Here is a 23,531-nt window from a genome sequence, read left to right as displayed (position 1 = left end):
TCCCATGAGCAAGGAACGCTTCGGTATTATTCAAATGACCTCGGGCCCAGACCCTAAACAGAATCTTGCCTTTATCGACGAGCAAGTTCAGCTTCTTGCCCGTAAAGGGGCGCGTTGGATCTTGACACCAGAAAACTCGTTGATATTCGGAAAAAGAGAAGACTATCATTCTCACGCCGAGTGGCTGGGTGACGGTAAGCTGCAACACCAGCTTGCCGATATTGCCAAGACACATGCCGTTAATTTGATCATTGGTAGCTTTCCCATTCGACAGTCCGCTACGGAAGTGACCACCACGACATTAGTTTTTGACAGTAATGGGCAGCGACTAAATCACTATGATAAGCTGCACATGTTCGATGTCGATGTGGACGATGGATTTCAACGCTACCGTGAATCTGAGACGTTTAAAGCAGGTACCGATATTGCGATGGTACCTGTTAACTTTGGTGCGATTGGCCTAACGATTTGTTATGACTTGCGCTTCCCACATCTCTACAGTGCATTAAGAGCGCAAGGGGCAAGCGTGATTGTCGTACCGGCTGCCTTCACTGCGGTCACGGGGCAAGCTCATTGGGAAGTATTGCTTCGAGCAAGAGCGATAGAGAACCAATGTTGGATCGTCGCGGCTAACCAATGTGGCACCCACCTATGTGGCAGAGAAACTTGGGGCCATTCGATGGTCATTTCTCCATGGGGTGAGGTGCAAGGCCAACTCGGCAATCAAGTGGGTACTATCATTGCCGATTTAAATTTTGATGTTGTTAAAGAAGTCAGGCAAACCATGCCTGTTGCGAAGCATATTCGCTTTGAACAACACCTACACTCATTACGATAATAAGAGTACGAATATGGAACGCATAGAAGATGCGCTACTTGGGCCTACTGGTCTAACTGAGCAAGATATCGAAGCTACACTCGCAAGTATTGCGACTCGCCAAATCGATTATGCAGACATTTATTTTCAGTCTAGTTGGCACGAGTCACTCGTCCTTGAAGACAGTATTATCAAAGACGGTTCTTTTAATATTGATAGGGGTGTTGGTGTACGTGCAATCACGGGGGAAAAAACCGGTTTTGCTTATTCTGACCAACTGACCCTTAATGGGTTGAAGCAGAGTGCCATTGCGGCTCGAGGCATTGCTCAACAAGGGAAAAATGCATCCGTTAAGGCGCTCACTCGCCATGATAACCAAGCTTACTATGCGGCAGTTAACCCACTGGAAAGCTGGGAAAAACAACAGAAAACCGAATTACTGAAAGAACTTGATGCATACATCCGTACCAAGGAGCCTTTGGTGAGTGAGGTTTCCGTCAGTTTAAGTGGTGTGTATGAGCAAATGCTTGTCGCTGCAACTGACGGCACCTTTGCTGGCGATGTGAGACCTTTAGTCCGTTTATCCATTAGCGTCTTAGCTCAAAAAGGCGATCGTCGTGAGCGTGGTAGTGCTGGTGGCGGTGGACGTTATGGTTATGATTTTTTCATCTCAGATGAAAATGGCCGACAGGTCGCTTACCACTATGCCGATGAGGCCATTCGTCAAGCATTGGTTAACCTAGAAGCCATTGATGCCCCAGCGGGTACTATGCCGGTCGTGTTAGGCTCTGGCTGGCCAGGTGTTTTGTTGCATGAAGCCGTCGGCCATGGTTTGGAAGGGGATTTTAACCGCAAAGAGTCATCGGTGTTCTCGGGCAAATTAGGTCAACAAGTGACCTCAAAACTATGCACCATTGTCGATGATGGTACGCTAAAAGATTTACGTGGTTCTTTGAACGTCGATGATGAAGGTGTACACGGCCAGCACAACACGCTGATTGAAAACGGTGTGCTGAAAGGTTACATGCAAGATAAGCTCAATGCTCGCTTGATGGGCGTGAATCCAACCGGGAATGCACGCCGAGAATCATACGCGCACCTTCCTATGCCGCGTATGACGAATACTTACATGCAGCCTGGCCAGCATACCCCAGAAGAAATTATCTCTACGGTGAAGAAAGGCTTGTACGCCCCTAACTTTGGTGGTGGTCAAGTGGATATCACCTCAGGTAAGTTCGTGTTTTCAGCATCAGAAGCGTATTTGATCGAAGATGGTAAGATCACCACTCCGGTCAAAGGTGCGACTTTGATTGGCTCTGGCATTGAAGCGATGCAGCAAATGTCGATGGTGGGGAATGATCTTAGTCTTGATCGCGGCGTGGGGGTCTGTGGTAAGGCAGGACAAAGCGTGCCAGTCGGTGTAGGCCAACCAAGCCTAAAAATCGATGCACTGACAGTCGGTGGTACTGACTAGCGTCTTTTCTATTAAAAAATCGCGGTTTTATACCGCGATTTTTTTTGCAAGTAAATCAAGTAACGATCCTCATCTTGCAGGACCCAGGACCCAGGACCCAGGACCCAGGACCCATTTACAAATTCTCTTCCGCATATTCTGCCAACCGGCTTCTTACCACGCCATTCAAGTGAATGTTGGCACTGCCTGAAAAGTTCTTAAACCGTTCAACCATATACGTTAATCCTGAAGTGACGGGCGTCAAATAATGAGAGTCGATTTGTGCGAGGTTCCCTGAACAGACGATTTTTGTCCCCTCGCCACAGCGAGTAATGATGGTCTTTATTTGAGAGGCTGTCAGGTTTTGGCATTCATCGAGCAATACAAAAGCATTTTGTATAGAGCGACCACGCATAAAGTTAATGGATTTAAATTGGATATTGGCCTTATCGCAAATGTACTTTAGAGAGCCTTCTGTGCAATGGTCGTGCTTATGTAGGGCCTCAAGTGTATCGGTGATAGCCGCCAACCATGGCATCATTTTCTCTTCTTCACTACCGGGAAGAAAGCCAATGGACTCACCGATATCCGGGGTATTGCGCGTTACGATGATTTTATCAAACATACTACGCTCAATCGTCATTTCAAGTGCCGCGGCCATAGCGAGTAGGGTTTTACCACTGCCGGCTGCACCCGTTAGGATAACGAGATCAATGTCGGGATCAAGTAAGGCGTCCATCGCCATACCTTGGTAGATATTTTTTGGTCTAATTCCCCAAGCCTGGCGAGTTAACATACGTTCTTGGCTAAGGTCTTTGATCGTGATGTCTTCATCATGAAGGTCGGCAACTCGGCCGGCAAAGTCACTTTCTTCATCAATGATATATTGATTGGCATAGGATGGTTCAATGGCGTGCTTTTCAAAGGTGTGAAAGGTTTTTCCGCCTAACACGGTGGTTTCGACGTTATCAATACCGTCCCAAAATACGCCAGGAACGGTCTGGAAACCCTTACTCAAATATTGGACATCATCAATGAGTTGATCGGTGCGATAATCTTCAACATGCAGGACCCCTGCGCCTTTTGCTCGCAGTCGCATGTTAATGTCTTTGGTGACTAAGATAATATCGCGCGGTGCCCGCTTGTTTTGTAAATAAAGCACGGCGTTAAGGATTCGGTTATCGCCTTCTTTGTCGGCAAATGCCTTGAAGGTTTCTTGAAGCATATAGTCCGCGAGTATCGAAATGGTGCCTGTTGCTTGTTGGTCGTGAGAAAAAGGAATACCTTCTGAGATTTCATCTGGCGTGGCATCTTTGAATATATTTTCAAGTGCTCGAATAGCAACGCGGGCGTCACGAGCGACGTCTCGTTTACTGTCTTTGATTCGGTCGAGCTCTTCTAGCACTGTCATCGGTATGACAACATCATGTTCTTTGAAAGAGTAGATAGCGAAGGGTTCGTGAAGAAGGATATTAGTGTCGAGAACAAAAAATTTACGGTCGGTGTCGCCCATAGAGTCTCCTTGCCGCATTCCGCGACTGTCCTAGTAAGCTGCTCACAGCTGAGACGAATCAGGCTTTGGATCCTCGCTGGCTCGTCTGTGTGCACGGTGAGTCAACTTTGGTTGCTTCAATCAAAATAAAACTAGATTGAATCTCTTATCCTTGTATACGTTCAAAATATCAACTTCGGTTAACATTTGTGTAACGTTTACATTTTGAGTATAAGCGAAAAAAATCACCTTACCGTTAACAAATGCCACTATTTTTTTTCAGTTTGATGTCAACGTGCATAAAACAAAAAAAAGTGCGCTTTTCCGTGCAATTGGCGTGACCTAAATCACGCCTTCAAGTAAGATTAGCGACCTTTCATCAAAGGGTAGAAATGCGCAATTTTTGTGTCATCATCTACTATTATTTGGATGGTGTTATGTGCTCGATATTAATGCAGAGCTACCATCAAAATAACCGCAAAGACATCTAAAAGAGTGAGGTATTCGTTCTATGACATTTGCTTTAGGGCAGCGCTGGATTAGCGATACGGAAAGTGATTTAGGTTTGGGTACCATCGTCGCAATGGATGCGAGAACAGTATCAGTGATGTTTGCTGCATCAGAAGAAAATCGAGTTTATGCACGTAGTGATGCTCCGGTAACCCGAGTCATTTTTAATGTCGGCGATGTTATAGATAGCCAAGAAGGCTGGTCTTTAGAAGTTGCAGATGTGTCTGAAAATCAAGGTGTCTTGACGTACATGGGTACGCGACAAGATACGCAAGAAACAGACATTGCATTGCGTGAGATTTTTCTTAGCAACCACATCCGTTTCAATAAGCCTCAGGATAAGTTGTTTGCTGGTCAAATTGACCGCATGGACAATTTTGTGTTGCGTTATCGCGCATTGACCAATCAATACCAGCAACATAAAAGCCCAATGCGCGGCCTTTGTGGAATGAGAGCAGGCCTGATTCCTCATCAACTCTTTATTGCTCATGAGGTCGGTCGTCGATACGCCCCTCGTGTACTATTAGCCGATGAAGTAGGACTGGGGAAAACGATTGAAGCCGGCATGATCATTCACCAACAGGTGTTATCGGGCCGCGCTGAACGTATCCTTATTGTGGTGCCAGAAACACTTCAACATCAATGGTTAGTTGAGATGATGCGTCGTTTCAATCTGCATTTCTCCATCTTTGATGAAGAGCGTTGTATTGAGGCGTTTGCTGAGGCTGAAAACCCATTTGATACCCAGCAATATGTCCTGTGCTCTCTCGATTTTTTACGTAAAAGTCGTAAGCGTTTTGAACAAGCGCTTGAGGGTGAGTGGGATCTACTTGTTGTTGATGAAGCGCACCATTTAGAATGGAGCCAAGACAAACCAAGCCGACAATATCAAGTCATTGAGGCATTGGCAGAGCAAACGCCGGGCGTTCTATTGCTCACCGCGACACCTGAACAATTGGGGCGTGAAAGTCATTTTGCACGTTTACGCTTGCTCGACTCAGATCGCTTCTTTGACTACGACGCATTTGTTAAAGAAGAAGACCAATACGCGCCGGTAGCAGACGCCGTTACGGCATTATTTTCTGGTGAAAAACTGGCGAATGAAGCTAAGAATCAAATTACAGAATTATTGTCAGAACAAGACGCAGAGCCATTATTTAATGTGCTCGAGAGCACCGCGGATGACACCGAGAAAGCCATTGCACGTCAAGAGCTTATCGATAATCTGATGGATCGCCATGGTACTGGGCGAGTATTGTTCCGAAATACACGTGCTGCCATCAAAGGTTTTCCGACACGTAATGTCAACCTAGTTCCGATGCCGATCCCTCAGCAGTACACGACCTCTATGCGAGTGTCTGGCATGATCGGTGGCAAAATGGCACCTGAAGCTCGCGCAATGAAGATGCTGTATCCAGAAGAAATCTTCCAAGAATTTGAAGGCGAAGATTCTAGCTGGTGGCAGTTTGATTCACGTGTGAACTGGTTGATTGATAAAATCCAAGCCAAACGTAGCGAGAAAATTCTAGTGATCGCCTCACGTTCAAGCACAGCGTTGCAACTTGAACAAGCCCTTCGTGAGCGAGAAGGCATTCGTGCTACGGTATTCCACGAAGGCATGTCAATTTTAGAGCGTGATAAAGCCGCTGCTTATTTTGCACAAGAAGAGGGTGGGGCTCAGGTTCTTATCTGTAGCGAAATAGGCTCGGAAGGTCGTAACTTCCAGTTCGCTAATCAATTAGTGATGTTTGACCTGCCTTTCAACCCTGACTTGCTAGAGCAGCGTATCGGGCGTTTGGACCGTATTGGTCAAAGCCGCGATATTGATGTGCATGTTCCTTATCTTGAAGGGACATCGCAAGCGATCCTTGCTCGTTGGTTTGATGAAGGCTTGAATGCCTTTGCTGAGACGTGCCCAACAGGCCGCATGGTCTACGATCGTTATCAGGACGCCATCGTTAATATGCTGGCATCGGGTGATGTGACTGAGTTAGACGAGGTCATTGAAGGATCTCGACACTACAATCAAGAGCTGAAACACGAGTTGGAACAAGGACGAGATCGCCTATTAGAGATGCATTCTAATGGTGGTGAGGCCGCGCAAAAAATTGCGGATGACATCATGGCAACTGATGGTGACACCAATCTGGTTACTTTTGCTTTGAGCTTGTTTGATACCATTGGACTGAACCAAGATGACAAAGGTGAAAATGCCCTTGTTGTCACACCGTCTGAGCATATGATGGTACCGAGTTACCCTGGTTTGCCTTATGAAGGGGCGACGATCACCTTCGATCGTGATACGGCGTTGTCTCGTGAAGACATGAACTTCATTAGTTGGGAGCACCCAATGATCCAAGGTGGTATTGACTTGGTAATGAGTGAAGGTGTGGGCGCGTGTGCTGTGTCCTTGTTGAAGAACAAGGCGCTGCCTGTCGGAACGATTTTACTTGAACTGGTTTACGTGGTTGATGCTCAAGCACCGAAACGCAGTGGTATCAGTCGCTTCTTACCACCTGCTCCAATCCGACTTATGATTGATGGGCGTGGTAATGACTTATCTGCTCAGGTCGAGTTTGAGGGCTTCAACCGTCAGCTCAGCCCGGTAAACCGTCATCTTGCGAGCAAGCTGGTGACCTCGGTGCAGGCAGAGGTAGTACGCCTAATTGAAACCGGCAACGGTATGGTTGAATCTAAACTGACCGCAGCGAAAGAAGAAGCACACAAATCGATGTACAGCAGTTTGAATGGTGAACTGGAACGCTTGCAGGCGCTTAAAGCGGTGAACCCAAACATTCGCGATGAAGAAATTGAAGCGATTGATGCTCAAATTAAAGCATTGGATGGTTATATTAATAACGCTCAGCTTCAGCTAGATTCACTGCGTCTTATTGTTGTGAGTCATAACTAACGCTTAGTCAGCATAATGCGATGCTAAGGCGGCGCTGTGTATTTTTGGCTTTGTTAAAATGAAGGTAAACTGTAAAAGGTTTACCTTCATTTATATCTATCCCTTTTTGTTTTGGTATCCACTATGGCTATGATCAGCTACACCCCCCCCACTGACCCTTGGATTGACATTGTCTATGAGGACGAGGATATCCTTGCCGTGAACAAACCATCAGGGTTGCTATCTGTACCAGGACGAGCAGAAGAACATTACGACAGCATGTGGAGTCGCTTGCATGCTGAATATCCTGATATTCAGGTGGTACACCGCTTAGACATGTCAACTTCTGGGTTGATGTTGTTGGCAAAAAACAAACCGGCAGAGCGGTCAATAAAGAAGCAATTTCAATACCGACTCACTCACAAGGTGTATTATGCACGCGTTTGGGGAACCCCAGAAAACAGTGAGGGCCTGATTGATGAGCCGTTAATCTGTGATTGGCCAAACAGGCCAAGGCAGAAAGTCTGTTATCAAGATGGAAAGCCATCGCAGACGTATTACCAAGTGGTTGAGGTTGAAGATAAAACCAGTATTGTTCGCCTATTTCCTATCACGGGTCGCTCCCATCAACTGCGTGTTCATTTATTGGCAATTGGGCATCCGATTGTGGGTGACGAATTTTACGCACATGAGGAAGCGATGCAGTTCTCAGAGACGTTGGATCTACATGCCAGTGAGCTCTCCTTCTATCATCCAGAGAGCTTAGAGCTGACGACTCTCTTTGTGCCTTGTGATTTTTACCCTCAAGCGACGGAAATGGTGATTGAATACTTTGACCCCGCACCGGTTTTACCGGATTATAAGACATTGCCTAAATGCTAATACGGCCATAACAGTGTTGTCGGTCGTTGCAATTCGAGGAAAATCAATGGCCGATAATCATCACTTGTTCGATACTAATACGCGAACTAGGATCGTATTTTTAGATCGCGACACGATCCCTGCACATATTTCCATTTCTTCTCCATCGTTCCCGCATCAGTGGGTGTCATACCCTGAAACAGAATTGCCAGATCTGGTAGAGCGCATTGCCGATGCCGATATTATCGTCACGAATAAGGTATCCCTTAGCGCTGACGATTTATCCTGTGCGCAAAAGGTTAAGCACATCGCCGTCACCGCAACAGGCGTGAATAATATCGATTTAGCATATTGTCAGTCTCGCGGGATCAGCGTGTCGAATATTCAAGGTTATGCGACACGTTCCGTACCAGAACATGTTATTGCATTGCTGTTTACTTTGTTTAGAAACCTTCCTGCTTATCACAATGATATCGCTCAGGGTGAATGGCAAAAACAGGGTAAGTTCTGTTTTTTTACTCACCCAATTCAAGATGTCGCTGGGGCAACACTGGGTATCATTGGTTCAGGCGCATTAGGTCAGGCAACCGCCAAATTGGCAAGCGCTATAGGGATGAAGGTCATCTTTTCTGAGCGAAAAAATGCGCCGACTGTGCGCCAGGGGTATGTGGATTTTGAAACGGTTTTGCGACAATCCGATGCGGTGTGTTTGCTGTGCCCTTTGACGGAACTTACTCAGGGTCTAATTGCTGAAAATGAACTCGCGTTAATGAAGTCGTCAGCGGTACTAATCAACACCGGGCGGGGAGGTTTAGTGGATGAACAAGCCTTGGTGGAGGCTCTTATTGCAGGGAGTATCGCGGGGGCTGGTGTGGATGTCTTTACGCAAGAGCCAGCATTACCGAGTAATCCTCTTATTGCCAATATGCACTTGCCGAATTTAGTGTTGACGCCGCATGTTGCGTGGGGAAGTGATTCTTCTATCCAGCGACTCTGCGACATACTCATTGAAAATATAGACGCTTTTTGGCAAGGAAAAAACACCAATCATGTGGTTTAGTGAACAAGCTTGCAAATAGAAAAGGTAGCCTAAGGCTACCTTTTATTCACTACATGGTTGATGACAACTACGGGAATGATTGTCAATTAATCAGACTGTGGTTTCACAACTAAGACATTAATTGGCGAGTTTTGTACGACCTTACTCGCCACGGAACCTAAAACGACTTTATCGATCTTTGAGCGTTTATGGCTTGGCATAACAATCAAGTCTGCACCTAACCGTTCTGCATAATCTAAGATGGTTGCATAAGGCTTGCCTTCAGCAACGTGGACTTTAAAGATCACTTCATCGTCAATATGTTGATTAGCGAACGCTTTTAGCTGTGCCTTCACGTCGCTCTTCATCTTGGCAGCGGCATCTTTGGGAAAATAAGTGGCCACCATCGACATGTGAATGCCTGGCAATACATTGAGAATATGAATCTCAGCGTTTGAATGTTTGGCGTGCCAGACCGCAATCTCGACGGCTTTATCAGAAAAGCCTTTATCATTTAGATCGACAGGAACAAGGATTTGTTTATACATGTGATTTCTCTTCTTAGTTCACGCGAGGTGAGGTCGCTTTATCCTTTTTAAGGCTCCACCACATGTGGAGCCTTATCCGTCTTATGCGCTCAATGCTTCCCTACGAGCACGACGTTGTTGGTTCATGGCCATCGCAAGCAGGATGAGTAGGGCTGGAACAAACATCCACTCTTTCATTGGACGCTCTGCATCTTGGACAATGGATTTGATTTCCCAATCAAAATCTAAACCAGATGCCTCAGCTGGGCTGCCAAACTCCACCATATCGATGATCATTTTACCGTCGTTTTCTGTCAGCATTAGGCCCATTGAAGCAATGCGATCTTCTGCTGTTACTGCGTCATCTTCAAATGGTAAACGTACCGCCTTCTCGAGGTATTTTCCCTCTAGCGTTTCACCTGCCACTCTTAATTCGATGGATTGTCCAACATTCAACGTCTTAGTGATTTGCGCTATCTCAACTCCTGGTGAGAAAACCTTGGCTGGATAGACCATATCCCACCAAAAACCTGGGCGGAAGAAGGTAAATGTTAAGACCAGCAGTAATACTGTTTCCCACCACTTATTTTTGGTGAACCACCATCCTTGCGTCGCTGCCGAGAATATCAGCATGGCAATAATGGAAGAAATCACCGTCAATGCAAGGTGCCACCAAGAATCAATTCCCATTAATAATAATTGAGTATTGAAGATGAACATAAAGGGTAAAATGGCGGTACGAATATCGTACATAAAGCCTTGAATACCGGTTCTTATTGGATCCGATTTCGCGATGGCTGCAGCGGCAAATGCGGCAAGTCCAACAGGCGGTGTATCATCGGCTAAGATACCGAAGTAGAACACAAATAGGTGGACGGCAATTAACGGGATAATTAGCCCGTGTGCGGCACCGAGGGTAACAATCACGGGAGCCATCAACGTGGATACGACAATGTAGTTGGCCGTCGTTGGCAATCCCATCCCCAAGATAAGACTGATAACCGCGGTAAACAACAACATAAGAATGATGCTGCCGCCTGATATAAACTCAACAAAGTCAGTCATGACAAGGCCAATGCCCGTCAGTGTTACGACACCAACCACGATACCCGCTGCCGCTGTCGCCACACCAATGCCTATCATGTTACGTGCACCAGATACCAAACTCTCAGCAAGATCATTAAAGCCTACTTTTGTTTGTTGTGCGACGTCACCGGATTGACTCATTAATGCAATGAGAGGACGCTGGGTGATGAGAATAAAAATCATGAACACGGTTGCCCAAAAGGCGGATAGGCCCGGAGAAAAGCGTTCGACCGTCAAACACCATACCAAAACGACAATCGGCAATAAGAAGTGAAGGCCTGACTTAATGGTTGGTCCGGGATCGGGCACTTCTGTTAACTCTGCATCTATGTTCATTCCGCCTTCTTTGGCATAGCGAGCGGAAATTCGTAATAGGGCCACGTAAGAGATCAGTAAGGCCACACCGACGATAGGCGTTGCGGCTTCACCAAAGACGCCTTTAGTCCAACCCACACCGTAGTAGACCGCGGCGCTGATAACACATAAGCCGAGTATTGTGCCCGTAAACGACAAGAGGCTTTGTACCAAGGTAGGATTATGACGACGCGGTAATCCGGTCATGCCTGCTTTACAAGCTTCTAGGTGAACAATGTAAATTAAGGCGATGTAAGAAATAAGAGCAGGAAGCAAGGCTGCTTTGATGACTTCAACGTAGGAGATGCCCACATACTCGACCATCAAGAAGGCCGCGGCTCCCATAATTGGTGGAGTAAGCTGACCGTTGGTTGAGGCTGCTACTTCGACCGCACCCGCTTTGGTTCCAGGGAAGCCAACGCGCTTCATGAGAGGGATAGTAAATGTACCCGTGGTCACAACATTGGCAATGGATGAACCAGAAACCAGCCCTGACAGACCCGACGCAACAACGGCGGCTTTTGCTGGGCCACCACGCATGTGTCCTAATAGAGAAAAGGCGACTTTTATAAAATAAGCCCCTGCGCCAGCACGTTCTAGCATGGCACCAAAGAGTACAAACAAGAATACAAATGAGGTGGATACGCCAAGTGCAACGCCAAACACACCCTCAGTGGTGAGCCAGAGGTGTGACATGGCTTTATTTAGGCTTGCTCCTTTGTGAGCGATAACGTCAGGCATGTGTGGACCACCAAACGTATACAACAGAAATACAGCGGCAACCACCATAAGGGGTGGCCCTAATGCACGTCGTGTCGCCTCAAGTAATAGGATCATTCCAGTGACGGCTGCCACAATATCCATGGTTGTAGGCGCACCAGAGCGCTCAGCAAGCTGGGTATAAAATAAATAGATGTAGGCGGCAGAAAAGCTACCTAGTAGTGCTAACACCCAATCTACAGCAGGAATGCGATCTCTTGGTGATGATTTCATCGCAGGGTAAGCCGTGAATGCGAGGAAGATAGCAAATGTCAGGTGTATTGAGCGCGCCTCAGTGTCGTTTAGGACAGCAAAGTTGAAAATAAATGGTAGCGGAGAGGCGTACCAAAGCTGAAAAAGTGACCAACATAGTGGAACAAACCAGAGGATTTTTGCTGGTATTCCTTGAGGGCTTCGCGCTCCGGTATCGGATTGTGCGACCATTTCCTGCACATCTTGCGACGGTTGTGATGTCTGCGTCATGTACTTTATCCTTTATTATTAATGGTCCAATGTTTCCCAACAACGGATTAAAACCATAATTCGCATTTAACAGTGTAGTCAATGTCTGCGAAGGAATGGTTGTTGTTGTGTTTAGTTTGGCTCGAAAATCGTGGGCTGTGAACGGTGAGCCCAAATAGCCTCACCAGATAAGAAAATCTGGTGTCTGTTAAGTCTTTGTATATGGTCTAGAAAGTAGTAGGGAAGCAATGCTTCCCTACTCGGTATGTTACTTAAGAAGACCGACTTCTTTGTAGTACTTTTCAGCACCTGGGTGAAGAGGAATCGAGATTCCAGCTTTTACCATGTCTTCTTTCTTCAGGTTTGCGAATGCTGGATGCAGACGCTTGAAGGTGTCAAAGTTTTCAAATACTGCTTTTGCCACGTTGTAAGCCACTTCATCTGAAACATCAGAGTTTGTCACCATTGTTGCCGCTACACCGAAGCTTTTTACGTCTTCATCCGAACCGCGGTACATGCCAGCAGGTACTGAAGAGTATGCATAGTAAGGGTTAGCCGCTACGATCTCATCGACTTCAACGCCGGTAGCAGGGATCAGGCGAGCATCACAAGACGTTGTTGCTTCTTTGATGGATCCGTTTGGATGTCCAACCACATACACGAACGCGTCAATCTTGTTATCACAAAGTGCTTGTGAGCGTTCTGAACCTTTAAGCTCAGAGGCAAGTTTAAAGTCGTCGTTAGTCCACCCCATTGCGTCCATAACGACGCCCATTGTTGCGCGGTCACCAGAGCCTGGATTACCAATGTTGACTCGTTTGCCTTTTAGGTCCGTCACGTTTTCAATGCCAGAATCAGCACGAGCGATGATGTTGAAAGGTTCGGTGTGCAGTGAGAACATAGCACGAAGCTTTTTGTAAGGACCTTGGTCTGCAAACTTACTGGTACCGTTATAACCATGATATTGCCAATCAGATTGAACAACACCAAAATCTAGTTCACCAGCACGCATGGTGTTCACGTTATAAATTGAACCGCCAGTAGATTCGACAGAACAACGAATGTTGTGATCCTTACGACCTTTATTTACAAGCTTACAAATTGCACCACCAGTAGGGTAATAAACACCGGTGACAGAGCCTGTACCTATTGTGATGAATTCTTGAGCCTGAACTGTGCCAGCGCCCATGACGACGGCTGCAATTGCGCCGACTTTAATTAGTTTCTTCAATGCCATGAATTTCCCTTCCTTTATTCATTACTAACTCTGCATAACTATAGTCGTCTTCAGAGGCTTCCTATGCGGAAACGGCATCTTTTTCAATCCGTTTGTTGAAAAAGTAGCGCAATCATACCAAATAAATTGGAAGAAAATTATCATATTGTTAATAAAGATAGGTGATTTGTCTGTGCTAGAAGGTGAGCTAGGAATTATTGATGTAATATGTGTATGTTTTAAAACAATGACTTAAGTGATTTTTTGGGAGGGAAATCAGATTTTTAAAGATGTGATGTGTATCACGGACTAGGGGGTTCCGTGATACATTATTCTGAATGTTACCGTTTGAAATTACCCAGCGTACTCAAATAAATCACAGACAGAATCAAATAATTGTTCAGTGGTGATATTCAAAGTCGGGGTGATAAAAATGGTGTCATCACCAGCTACAACACCGAGGATACCTTCGGCTTTCCCAAGAGAATCTAACAATCTTGCGATAAGTTGTGCAGCCCCTGGCCCGGTATGAATCACCACAATGGCATTGTTATGATCAATATCGAGCACCAATTCACGTAATGAGCTCGATACGGTGGGAACACCGAGTTCTGCGGGTAAGCAGTACACCATTTCCATTTTGGCATTTCGTGTTCTCACTGCGCCGAACTTTGTGAGCATGCGTGACACTTTTGACTGGTTGATGTTTTCAAACCCTTCAATTTTTAGTGCATCGACGATCTCACCTTGTGAGCCGAAACGCTCTTCTTTCAGGAGTGCTTTAAAGGCACGAATGAGAGTATCTTGTTTATCATTATTGCGCATAAACGCCTCTTAATATTGTCCGACAAGCAGTGATCCGCCTATTGTTGCACAGAACCCGTTTATTGACCAAATAATCCAGAGTTTCTGTCGACAATATCACGATAATATATTGTCGAACTAAGCGTTATAACCTCATAAAAACCAAGAAGAAAAGAAGGTTATTATCGAGAACGATTCATGCTAATTTAGTAGCACGTATTTAGTGAGGTGCGCGACCTCGCAAAGCTGAGGTTAATTGATTGTAATCAATTGGTGAATATTATAGATTTTCTCTAATTGATGAAAAATTACCCTACAAAACTATTAATAAGAGATATCGTCTCAAGGAGAACGCCCATGAAAGTAGCTGTCATTGGTGCCGCAGGTGGCATCGGCCAAGCTTTAGCCCTTCTATTGAAAAACCGCCTCCCTGCTGGTTCTGATTTAGCCCTTTACGACATTGCACCGGTCACCCCGGGCGTTGCTGCTGACTTAAGTCACATCCCAACTCCTGTTTCTATTAAGGGCTATGCGGGTGAAGACCCAACTCCGGCTCTTGAAGGTGCTGACGTGGTACTAATTTCTGCTGGCGTCGCTCGTAAACCTGGTATGGATCGCTCAGACTTATTTAATGTGAACGCTGGCATTGTAAAGTCGTTGGCTGAACGTATCGCGGTAGTATGCCCTACAGCATGTATCGGTATTATTACCAACCCTGTTAATACTACGGTTCCTATTGCTGCGGAAGTACTTAAAAAAGCGGGCGTTTATAACAAGCGTAAGCTGTTCGGTATCACGACATTAGATGTGATTCGCTCAGAGACATTCGTTGCTGGTTTGAAAGACAAAGATCCTGGTGATATCCGTGTTCCTGTTATTGGTGGTCACTCTGGCGTAACTATTCTCCCGTTGCTGTCTCAGGTTGAAGGGGTTGAGTTTACTGCTGATGAAGTGGAAGCGCTAACGAAGCGAATTCAAAACGCAGGGACTGAAGTGGTTGAAGCGAAAGCCGGTGGTGGTTCAGCAACGTTATCGATGGGCCAAGCTGCATGCCGTTTCGGTTTAGCATTGGTGAAAGGCCTGCAAGGTGAAGAGAACGTTATTGAATGCGCTTATGTAGAAGGCGAGGGCGAACATGCTCCGTTCTTCGCACAACCTGTTAAATTGGGTAAAGATGGCGCTGAGGCGGTGTTAGGCTATGGCGAATTAAGTGACTACGAAAAAGCAGCGCTGGATGGCATGCTCGAAACACTGAATAAAGATATTGAGCTTGGCATCGAATTCGCGAAATAACTTTTTAGCGATAGTATATGTGTAACACGATAATAAATATCTATAAAGTGATGACCGTAGCAATATAAGTGTATTGATACAGAGTCATATTAATGAAAACCGATCTTTTTAAGATCGGTTTTTTGATCTATACCCTAACTATCTCGGTATAAATGACTACGATAAGAGTGAGGGATGATCATGGATATAAAAGATGTTTCACGAGGGATGTGGGTTGAGTCTCAACACGGTGTAGGAAAAGTACTTGTTGTAGACGAGGTATCAGGGTCTGTGTTGGTCGCACCGACAGGTACCGAACTGCAGTGGGCGCTATCTGTTGATGAAATAAATGAAAATCTTCAACTTCATAATGGTTGCGACCAGTATTACTAGGGTTGATCGACATCATTATTGGGATGACGCAACGCTGCTCGCTCGCGAGCGCTAGAGTCAAAATAAACACATAGAGCGACACTTAATTAGTTTTTGAGCGTCGCTCTGTGTGTTTATCTGATGTGCTTATTATAAGCCAACACGGCTGTAAAGCTCTACGCGGTTCTTTTGACCGCCATGTAAGCAAGTGCGATAAGGGCATCTTTATATATGCTTTCAGGCAGTATATCGAGCTCAGCAATCGCTTTGTCCGCTTCTCTGTACGCTTGCTCCTCGGTGTAGACTAATGAGCCGACACGCTTCATTGTCGCGAGAATAGCGTCAATTTTATCAATACCGTTAGATTTCTCAATCGCCTCTCTAATCATCGCCGTTTCTTCGGGCTCACCATGTTGCATGGCATGGATGAGAGGCAGTGTTGGTTTCCCTTCTGCTAGGTCATCGCCAACATTTTTACCCATATCGTCACCGGATGAGGTGTAATCCATTACGTCATCGATCAGTTGAAATGCGGTGCCTAAGTATTTGCCGTAGTTTTGCAAGGCGAGCTCGGTTTCAGGTGAAGCCTCGTTGAGAATGGCACCGACTTGAGTTGCCGCTTCGAATAATCGAGCGGTTTTTGAGTAGATGACCTGCATGTAACTGGCTTCGGTAGTATTGGGGTCATTACAGTTAATTAACTGTTGCACTTCGCCTTCAGCGATCACATTCACCGCGTCACTCATCAATTCTAGGATTCGCAACGAACCAAGCCCAGTCATCATTTGGAAAGAGCGAGTGTAGATATAATCACCTACTAAGACGCTGGCGGCGTTACCAAAGGCGGCATTTGCCGTCGCTTTCCCACGGCGCATATCTGATTCATCAACCACATCATCATGCAATAAGGTTGCAGTATGAATGAATTCGATAAAGGCTGCAGCCGTCGTGTGAGCTTGTCCTTCATAGCCTAAGGCTTTTGCTGATAATATCGCCAACAGAGGTCTAATGCGCTTTCCGCCACTGTTGACAATGTAGAAGCCCAATTGATTGATAAGGCTAACCTCAGAATTCAATTGAGCTTGAATCGTTTCGTTCACTTTTACCATGTCACTAGCAGTTAGTGATTGGATAGCTTTAAAATCCATTACGTACCCGGTTGAGCATAGAGCCTATAAGGCTTAGTCGATTATTATAATTTGTGAATAATACACTAAAAAACGTTGATTAATACATGCTTAAAAGGCATTATTGCCGCACTTTTCTTTGGCGATTAGCTTTTCGCCAAAATTTTTAAAATATGGCTTGTCATAGGATAATGGTTCGCGTAGAATCTGCGCCCTATTGATGATTAGTTTAGCGCACACCCTCATTGTTCAAATAACAATCAAAAGGCTGTGCGGAAAAAGCGGAGTAAAATATGTACGCTGTTTTCCAATCTGGTGGCAAACAACACCGAGTAAGCGAAGGTCAAACCCTTCGTTTAGAGAAATTAGACGTTGAAACGGGCGCAACTGTAGAATTTGATAAAGTTCTTCTTGTTGCTAACGGCGAAGAGATCCAAGTTGGCGCACCTCTTGTTGAGGGCGGTAAAGTGGTTGCTGAAGTAGTACAACACGGTCGTGGCGATAAAGTTAAAATCGTTAAGTTCCGTCGTCGTAAGCACTCACGTAAGCAACAAGGTCACCGTCAGTGGTTCACAGAAGTGAAGATCACTGGTATCAACGCTTAATCGATTAGGAGAGTTTAACAATGGCACACAAAAAAGCTGGTGGTTCTACTCGTAACGGCCGCGATTCAGAAAGCAAACGCCTAGGTGTTAAGCGTTTTGGTGGTGAAGCTGTTCTTGCAGGTAACATCATCGTTCGTCAACGTGGTACTAAGTTCCACGCTGGCACAAACGTTGGCATCGGTAAAGACCATACTCTTTTCGCTCTTACTGAAGGTAAAGTGAAATTTGAAGTTAAAGGTCCTAAAAACCGTAAGTTTGTAAGCATCGAAGCTTAATAATTACGCCTAGCGCCTAATTATTAATTAGCTTTTAGCTGAATTCAAAAGCCCTGCCGATTCGGCAGGGTTTTTTATTTATAGGCAGTCGATAGAGACGAAGCTCTCCTTACTATTATCATAATAGGTTTAGTGGGGAATCGTCTCTGTCATCTGCTAAAATGCAGTGATAATTGTTTTAGCTTAGAGGAATGTTGATGCGTAGTTATATTATGCAAATCAACCGATGAGACTCTAAGATATACACGCGAAGAAGTAGTCGGAGTAAGAGATGAAGTTCGTAGATGAAGCGGTAGTAAAAGTCCAAGCTGGTGACGGCGGTAGCGGCGTTGTGAGTTTTTGGCGAGAAAAATTTGTGGCTAAGGGCGGCCCAGACGGCGGCGATGGCGGCGATGGCGGTGATATCTACATCGAAGCTGATGAGAACCTTAACACATTAATTGATTACCGTTTTCAGCGTTTTTATGATGCCGAACGTGGTCAGAACGGCCGTGGCGGTAACTGTACGGGTAAACGTGGTAAAGACAAGGTCATGAAGGTACCGGTTGGTACTCGTGCTGTTGATATCCATACCAATGAAATTGTTGCTGAAGTCGCTGAACATGGCAAAAAAGTCATGGTCGCTAAAGGTGGCTGGCACGGTCTTGGAAATACTCGATTCAAGTCGTCAGTTAACCGTGCACCACGTCAGAAAACACTGGGCACTAAGGGCGAGCTTCGTGAGTTAAGGCTTGAGCTTCTCTTGCTTGCTGACGTTGGCATGCTAGGTTTACCTAATGCAGGTAAATCGACATTTATCCGTGCGGTTTCTGCAGCAAAACCCAAGGTTGCCGATTATCCGTTTACTACGCTGATCCCTAGCTTAGGTATGGTTAGCGTCGTTCCTGAGAAGAGCTTTGTTGTTGCCGATATTCCTGGTCTTATTGAAGGCGCAGCGGATGGGGCTGGTCTAGGTATTCGATTCCTGAAACACCTTGAACGTTGTCGAGTGTTGTTGCATGTGATCGATATCATGCCTATTGATCAATCGAGCCCGATTGAAAATGCATTGACGATCATCGATGAACTTGAGCAATATAGTGAAAAGTTAGCGGGTAAGCCTCGCTGGTTAGTCTTCAATAAAGTTGATTTAATGTCGGAAGATGAAGCGGATGTAATCATTCAAGAAGTGATTGATGCGCTAGGTTGGGAAGACGATTATTTCAAGATCTCCGCCGTGAACAAGCAGGGCACAAAAGAGCTTTGTTACAAGCTAGCTGACTTTATGGATACATTGCCTAGAGCGCAAGAAGAGATCTCTGAAGAAGAGAAAGTCGACTTTATGTGGGATGATTATCATAAAGATGCGATTGCCGGCAAAGATGTTGTTACTGAAGACGGCGATGACGATGATGATTGGGATGACGAAGAAGATGACGGTCATGTCATTTATGTTCGTGACTAAATAATCGCCGTTGTTTGTCTCGCTCTAAAATGCGCCGACAGTTGAACGTGATAAAGCCGCAATGTTATGTTGCGGCTTTTTTGTGCCTGTAGCATTGGAGCCGACGTATTTATCAGGCAAACTCAACAAGAGAGAATTAATATTAGCAATTAGCAATTAGCAATTAGCAATTAGCAATTAGTAAGTTATAACTAAACACTCGTCATTAATAAGGAATACGGAATCAATGGATTTGAACCGTAAAATATCAACAGCAGATGCGTTTATCTTTAAATACTATCGTGCAGTTCACGGACTTCGTATTTCGACGGCGTTCGTTATCACGCTCATCGCCACGACGTATCTGGACTTGCCAGAAAGTACTTGGGTTCTCATTACGCTCGTGGTTGTCATCGGCCCCATATCTTACCTCGGCAATGTTTTACCTCGAGCCTGGCATAGAACCTTAGGCACATTAATCGGTGCAGTCTCCGGTGTGCTTGCAATATATTTAGGACAGTGGTCGCTGGGGCTTATGTATCTTTGGTGCGGTGCTGTGATGTTTATGAGTGCTTACTTTGCGCTAGGAAAACGACCCTATGTTGGCTTGTTGGTTGGCATTACGTTGGCCGTCACCATAGGGGCGAGTAACCATGATATTGAGATTGCACTGTGGCGAGGCTTAGATGTCACGCTAGGTTGTGCATTAGCGGTGCTCTTTTGTTTTATTTACCCTCAACGAGCATTTATACATTGGCGCATGAGACTTGGGGGGGCACTCAATAGCTTTTCAACGATTTATCAGCTTTCCTCTTCGCCAAATGTGGTAGAAAAACCCAATATTGAGCGCTACCAAAAGCATCTAATGAAAGAGATGGTGACGCTACGAAGCTTGATTTCTCCATCTGTCAAAGAGTCAAAACTGAACGCTCAGTTGCTTGAAGCCATTCAGGTTTATCTCCGAAATATGGTGTATGCCATTGAGCTATTGCATACCTCCTACTGGAGTGATCGGAATAGCCATTTAAACATGCTTTGGTCAAAGGAGCTAACGCAATGCCAGAAAGTCATACACACAGAGATTAAAGCCTTGTCCAATCTTGTGATCACGGGGGAACTGGTTTCCGATTTTTCAGGCCAAGAGCTTCAAGACCTAATGAATGAGCTTAAGCGAAGTATGCCGACGATTGCGGGAGATGAGATAAGTATTAATGGTTATTTGTGGTTGAATATAAAAGTGATGGAGGACTTGGTGAACCTGAGGCGCCTAATTATTTATTCTCTTAACTTGTCCCAGGAATAAGGAAATTGATGATTATATTCATCAATTTTGGCGAAAATTCACATACTACGTATCTAAATCACTTTAAAATAAACGTCTTATCTTTTATCAAGAATGTGAAGTTGGAATGGACTCTAAGCAACGTGCTGTATCACGTTTAATTGCTCAATCAGGACAAATGTTATTAGCGCATGGTGCGGAAAGCACCCTAGTGGGGCATATCACATACCGTATTGGTATTGCGGCGGGTATGGATGAAGTCGAAGTATCATTGTCGGCAAGTTCAATAGTGGTCACAACGGTTTATCAAGAACATTGTGTGACGACCGTGAGAAGAAGCCCTGATAAAGGGCTAAATATGCGAGTGGTAACCCAAATCCAACGGATTTGTATCATGATGGAGAAAGGTATTCTGGATTATGAGCTAGCCCAGAAAAAGCTTCATGCGATTAGCCCTGAGCGCTACAATCGTTGGATTGTCGTGGTAATGATAGGCCTTTCGTGTGCGGCATTTAGTCGATTGGCTGGTGGGGATTGGCCAGCATTTATGATGACATTCTTAGCCGCTTCTGTCGGAATGATAGTCAGGCAAGAGATTGGGCATCGTCACTTCAACCCACTATTGAATTTTTCAGCCACGGCTTTTGTCACGACATTAATTTCCGCGCAAGCGGTGTTGTATGATGTTGGCGATCACCCTCAATTGGTCATGGCCTCTTCTGTTCTTATGTTGGTACCAGGCTTTCCCTTAATCAATGCGGTCGCTGACATGCTCAAGGGGTATATAAACATGGGGATTGCCCGCTTTGTTATGGCGAGTCTACTTACGCTCGCAACCTGCCTTGGCATCATTGGCGCAATGAGTTTGACGAACGTTTTAGGGTGGGTTCAATAATGGAGCTTATTGGATTCAACCTTTTAATCGCGTTGCTCAATGACATGTTTTTCGCCGCGATACCCGCGGTGGGGTTTGCTTTAGTGTTTAATGTGCCCCAAGGCGCTTTGGCTTATTGCGCGATTGGCGGAGCAATTGGTCATGGTTGTCGTTTCCTCATGATGCACTATGGTATGCCGATTGAATGGGCCACATTTTTTGCAGCGACAATAGTGGGGTGCATCGGGGTCCATTGGTCGCATAAGTTTTTGGCTCACCCGAAAGTATTCACGGTCGCTGCTATGATCCCTATGATCCCTGGCGTATTTGCTTTCAAGGCGATGATCGCCATGGTCGAGATTAATCACCTCGGCTTTACCCCTGAATTGCTCGCGACCTTGATGGAGAATTTTTTAAAGGCGATGTTTATTATCGCCGCGCTTGCTATTGGCTTAGCGATACCAGGGCTGCTATTCTACCGTCGCCGTTCAGTAGTGTGAGCACAAAGCACTCAGTTGAGAGTCGTTGAGCGAATCATGGCTCAGGGGGCTTTGGCTTTCTTGTTATTTACTTCACTGCGTATTGATTAGCTCAAGGTTTACAGCTCACAAGGTTTACAGCTCACAAGGTTTATAGCTCAATAGGATAAAGCAACAATGATCATCAGTATGATAGCTGCCATGGCAGACAACCGAATTATTGGTAAAGAGAATCAAATGCCTTGGCATCTGCCCGCCGATTTTATGTGGTTTAAGAAATGTACCATGGGTAAACCTGTGATTATGGGAAGAAAAACCTATGACTCAATTGGTCGCGCCCTTCCTGGCAGGCGTAATATTGTCGTGAGCCGAGATGCGAACCTGACCATCGAAGGTGTCGATACGGTTACCTCGCTAGAGGAAGGTATTGCATTAGTCAGTGATGAAATTGAGGTTATGGTCATTGGTGGTGGTTCGTTTTATTCACATTGCTTGCCGCTAGCAACGAAGCTTTATTTGACCTTTATTGACGCAGAGATTGATGGGGATACTCAATTTCCACAATGGGGCGAGGATTGGATAGAAACCTATAATGAGCCGTTTACTGCCAATGAAAAGAATCGCTACAACATGAATTTTGTGGTGCTTGAAAAACAATAGTAACGTATTACTAAAGCAGTAGCATTGATACGCTCGACGACAACATTGTCGTCGAGTCTCCTACATAGATTTAGATTTCATAGCGCAGCTTGAGAAAATAGTGTTTTGTCTTCCCAGCGAATCATGGTGAGAGTCCCTCCCCAAACGCATCCAGTATCTAAGCCAATCACATCGTCACCCATGTAACCACCTAGTGCGGCCCAATGTCCAAACAGTACCGTCTTTTCAAGTGGTTGCCTTGCCGGAACCTTAAACCAAGGAATGAGTTCATTCGCTGGCATGTCTTCAGGTGGTAATTTACAAGCCATATCTAAGCGGCCATCGTATGAGCAGAAACGCATACGTGTAAAGGCGTTGATGATGTACCTATCACGCTCTATACCCGCTAGTTCAGAATGCCATTTATCAGGTTCATTGCTGTACATGTTTCTTATGAGAGTTTCCCAGTGGTCACTGGCCAGTTTGTCTTCAATTTCTTGTGAACACTCACGCGCGATAGCAAGGGTCCAGTCTGGAGAAATACCCGCATGACAAACAACAAAATCATCATGCTCGAGAAGCAGCGGTTGCTGACGTAGCCAAGTGAGCAACTCGGTACAATCCTCAGCTTCTAATATTGGTAGGGTCTTATCTTTTGATTTAACTCGATGAACCCCCAAAGAAACCGCGAGTAGGTGAAGATCATGATTGCCAAGGCAAATCTTTGCGGAGTCGCCAAGACTTTTTAGGAAGCGCAGAGTTTCAAGGGACTTATTCCCTCTTGCGACTAAATCTCCTGCGACCCAAAGGGTGTCAAGGCTGCTATTAAACGAAACGGTAGAAAGAAGTTGTTTGAGCTCATCGAAACAACCCTGAATATCACCGACAATATAATTGGCCACACATTACCTAT

The 23,531-nt window shown here is 45.4% G+C and carries 21 protein-coding genes; 14 read left to right on the top strand and 7 right to left on the bottom strand.

Annotated features, from left to right (window positions below; translation table 11 throughout):
- Positions 1–4: 4 nt before the first annotated feature.
- The gene (locus ACE1OE_RS14040; RefSeq protein ID WP_449211435.1) at positions 5–838 is read left to right on the top strand and encodes a carbon-nitrogen hydrolase family protein; all 834 of its coding nucleotides are present in this window, start codon (positions 5–7) and stop codon (positions 836–838) included.
- A 13-nt stretch (positions 839–851) separates the two neighbouring features.
- Positions 852–2,291, top strand: a complete 1,440-nt coding sequence (tldD, locus tag ACE1OE_RS14035; protein WP_449211434.1) for a metalloprotease TldD — start codon at positions 852–854, stop codon at positions 2,289–2,291.
- 115 nt (positions 2,292–2,406) lie between these two features.
- Here the strand turns inward: tldD and ACE1OE_RS14030 are convergent, their stop codons facing one another.
- Complete coding sequence (locus ACE1OE_RS14030) at positions 2,407–3,783, bottom strand: PhoH family protein (RefSeq protein ID WP_449211433.1); 1,377 nt, start codon at positions 3,781–3,783, stop codon at positions 2,407–2,409.
- 490 nt (positions 3,784–4,273) lie between these two features.
- On the opposite strand from ACE1OE_RS14030, the gene rapA reads away from it, so the two are divergent.
- The 3 genes from rapA (at position 4,274) to ACE1OE_RS14015 (ending at position 9,083) form a co-directional block, all read left to right on the top strand.
- Entirely contained in the window at positions 4,274–7,183 is a 2,910-nt protein-coding gene (gene rapA, locus ACE1OE_RS14025; protein WP_449211432.1) for an RNA polymerase-associated protein RapA, read from the top strand.
- Positions 7,184–7,306: 123 nt separating this feature from the next.
- Positions 7,307–8,044, top strand: a complete 738-nt coding sequence (gene rluA, locus ACE1OE_RS14020) for a bifunctional tRNA pseudouridine(32) synthase/23S rRNA pseudouridine(746) synthase RluA (protein WP_449211431.1) — start codon at positions 7,307–7,309, stop codon at positions 8,042–8,044.
- Between the two features lie 46 nt (positions 8,045–8,090).
- Positions 8,091–9,083, top strand: coding sequence for a D-2-hydroxyacid dehydrogenase (locus ACE1OE_RS14015; protein ID WP_449211430.1), 993 nt, complete (start codon positions 8,091–8,093; stop codon positions 9,081–9,083).
- Positions 9,084–9,169: 86 nt separating this feature from the next.
- Here the strand turns inward: ACE1OE_RS14015 and ACE1OE_RS14010 are convergent, their stop codons facing one another.
- The 4 genes from ACE1OE_RS14010 to argR all read right to left on the bottom strand — a co-directional run bounded on the left by ACE1OE_RS14010 (position 9,170) and on the right by argR (position 14,291).
- A complete protein-coding gene (locus tag ACE1OE_RS14010; protein WP_102469862.1) occupies positions 9,170–9,610 on the bottom strand; it encodes a universal stress protein in 441 nt (146 codons plus the stop codon).
- A gap of 81 nt (positions 9,611–9,691) precedes the next feature.
- Positions 9,692–12,271, bottom strand: coding sequence for a TRAP transporter permease (locus ACE1OE_RS14005; protein ID WP_449211429.1), 2,580 nt, complete (start codon positions 12,269–12,271; stop codon positions 9,692–9,694).
- A gap of 247 nt (positions 12,272–12,518) precedes the next feature.
- Entirely contained in the window at positions 12,519–13,487 is a 969-nt protein-coding gene (locus ACE1OE_RS14000) for a TAXI family TRAP transporter solute-binding subunit (RefSeq protein WP_449211428.1), read from the bottom strand.
- Between the two features lie 333 nt (positions 13,488–13,820).
- Positions 13,821–14,291, bottom strand: coding sequence for a transcriptional regulator ArgR (gene argR, locus ACE1OE_RS13995; protein ID WP_102469865.1), 471 nt, complete (start codon positions 14,289–14,291; stop codon positions 13,821–13,823).
- Between the two features lie 336 nt (positions 14,292–14,627).
- Here argR and mdh point away from each other — a divergent pair, with 336 nt between their 5' ends.
- Positions 14,628–15,563, top strand: a complete 936-nt coding sequence (gene mdh / locus ACE1OE_RS13990) for a malate dehydrogenase (protein ID WP_372059925.1) — start codon at positions 14,628–14,630, stop codon at positions 15,561–15,563.
- A gap of 180 nt (positions 15,564–15,743) precedes the next feature.
- Complete coding sequence (locus ACE1OE_RS13985; protein WP_102469958.1) at positions 15,744–15,935, top strand: hypothetical protein; 192 nt, start codon at positions 15,744–15,746, stop codon at positions 15,933–15,935.
- A gap of 155 nt (positions 15,936–16,090) precedes the next feature.
- Here the strand turns inward: ACE1OE_RS13985 and ispB are convergent, their stop codons facing one another.
- Entirely contained in the window at positions 16,091–17,062 is a 972-nt protein-coding gene (gene ispB / locus ACE1OE_RS13980) for an octaprenyl diphosphate synthase (protein WP_102469867.1), read from the bottom strand.
- 272 nt (positions 17,063–17,334) lie between these two features.
- On the opposite strand from ispB, the gene rplU reads away from it, so the two are divergent.
- The 7 genes from rplU to folA all read left to right on the top strand — a co-directional run bounded on the left by rplU (position 17,335) and on the right by folA (position 22,639).
- Entirely contained in the window at positions 17,335–17,646 is a 312-nt protein-coding gene (gene rplU, locus ACE1OE_RS13975) for a 50S ribosomal protein L21 (RefSeq protein WP_005437376.1), read from the top strand.
- Between the two features lie 20 nt (positions 17,647–17,666).
- The gene (gene rpmA / locus ACE1OE_RS13970) at positions 17,667–17,921 is read left to right on the top strand and encodes a 50S ribosomal protein L27 (protein ID WP_102469868.1); all 255 of its coding nucleotides are present in this window, start codon (positions 17,667–17,669) and stop codon (positions 17,919–17,921) included.
- A gap of 271 nt (positions 17,922–18,192) precedes the next feature.
- A complete protein-coding gene (cgtA, locus tag ACE1OE_RS13965) occupies positions 18,193–19,365 on the top strand; it encodes an Obg family GTPase CgtA (RefSeq protein ID WP_102469869.1) in 1,173 nt (390 codons plus the stop codon).
- Between the two features lie 226 nt (positions 19,366–19,591).
- Complete coding sequence (locus ACE1OE_RS13960) at positions 19,592–20,647, top strand: FUSC family protein (RefSeq protein WP_449211427.1); 1,056 nt, start codon at positions 19,592–19,594, stop codon at positions 20,645–20,647.
- 106 nt (positions 20,648–20,753) lie between these two features.
- Entirely contained in the window at positions 20,754–21,521 is a 768-nt protein-coding gene (locus ACE1OE_RS13955; protein ID WP_102469871.1) for a threonine/serine exporter family protein, read from the top strand.
- Positions 21,521–22,000 (top strand): threonine/serine exporter family protein, encoded by a 480-nt coding sequence (locus tag ACE1OE_RS13950; RefSeq protein ID WP_372059929.1) that lies wholly within the window; start codon positions 21,521–21,523, stop codon positions 21,998–22,000. Before ACE1OE_RS13955 ends, ACE1OE_RS13950 begins: the two co-directional genes overlap by 1 nt.
- A 156-nt stretch (positions 22,001–22,156) precedes the next feature.
- Positions 22,157–22,639 carry a type 3 dihydrofolate reductase gene (gene folA / locus ACE1OE_RS13945; protein ID WP_372059930.1) on the top strand — a complete coding sequence of 161 codons (483 nt, stop codon included), beginning with the start codon at positions 22,157–22,159 and terminating at the stop codon, positions 22,637–22,639.
- Between the two features lie 77 nt (positions 22,640–22,716).
- Here folA and ACE1OE_RS13940 read toward each other — a convergent pair whose 3' ends face one another.
- Positions 22,717–23,520 (bottom strand): symmetrical bis(5'-nucleosyl)-tetraphosphatase, encoded by an 804-nt coding sequence (locus ACE1OE_RS13940; RefSeq protein WP_449211426.1) that lies wholly within the window; start codon positions 23,518–23,520, stop codon positions 22,717–22,719.
- Between the last annotated feature and the right edge of the window lie 11 nt (positions 23,521–23,531).

The organism is Vibrio sp. E150_011 (genome assembly GCF_053544015.1).
Note: the sequence above shows the minus strand (reverse complement) of the source record. Positions and strands in the feature narration are given on the sequence as shown.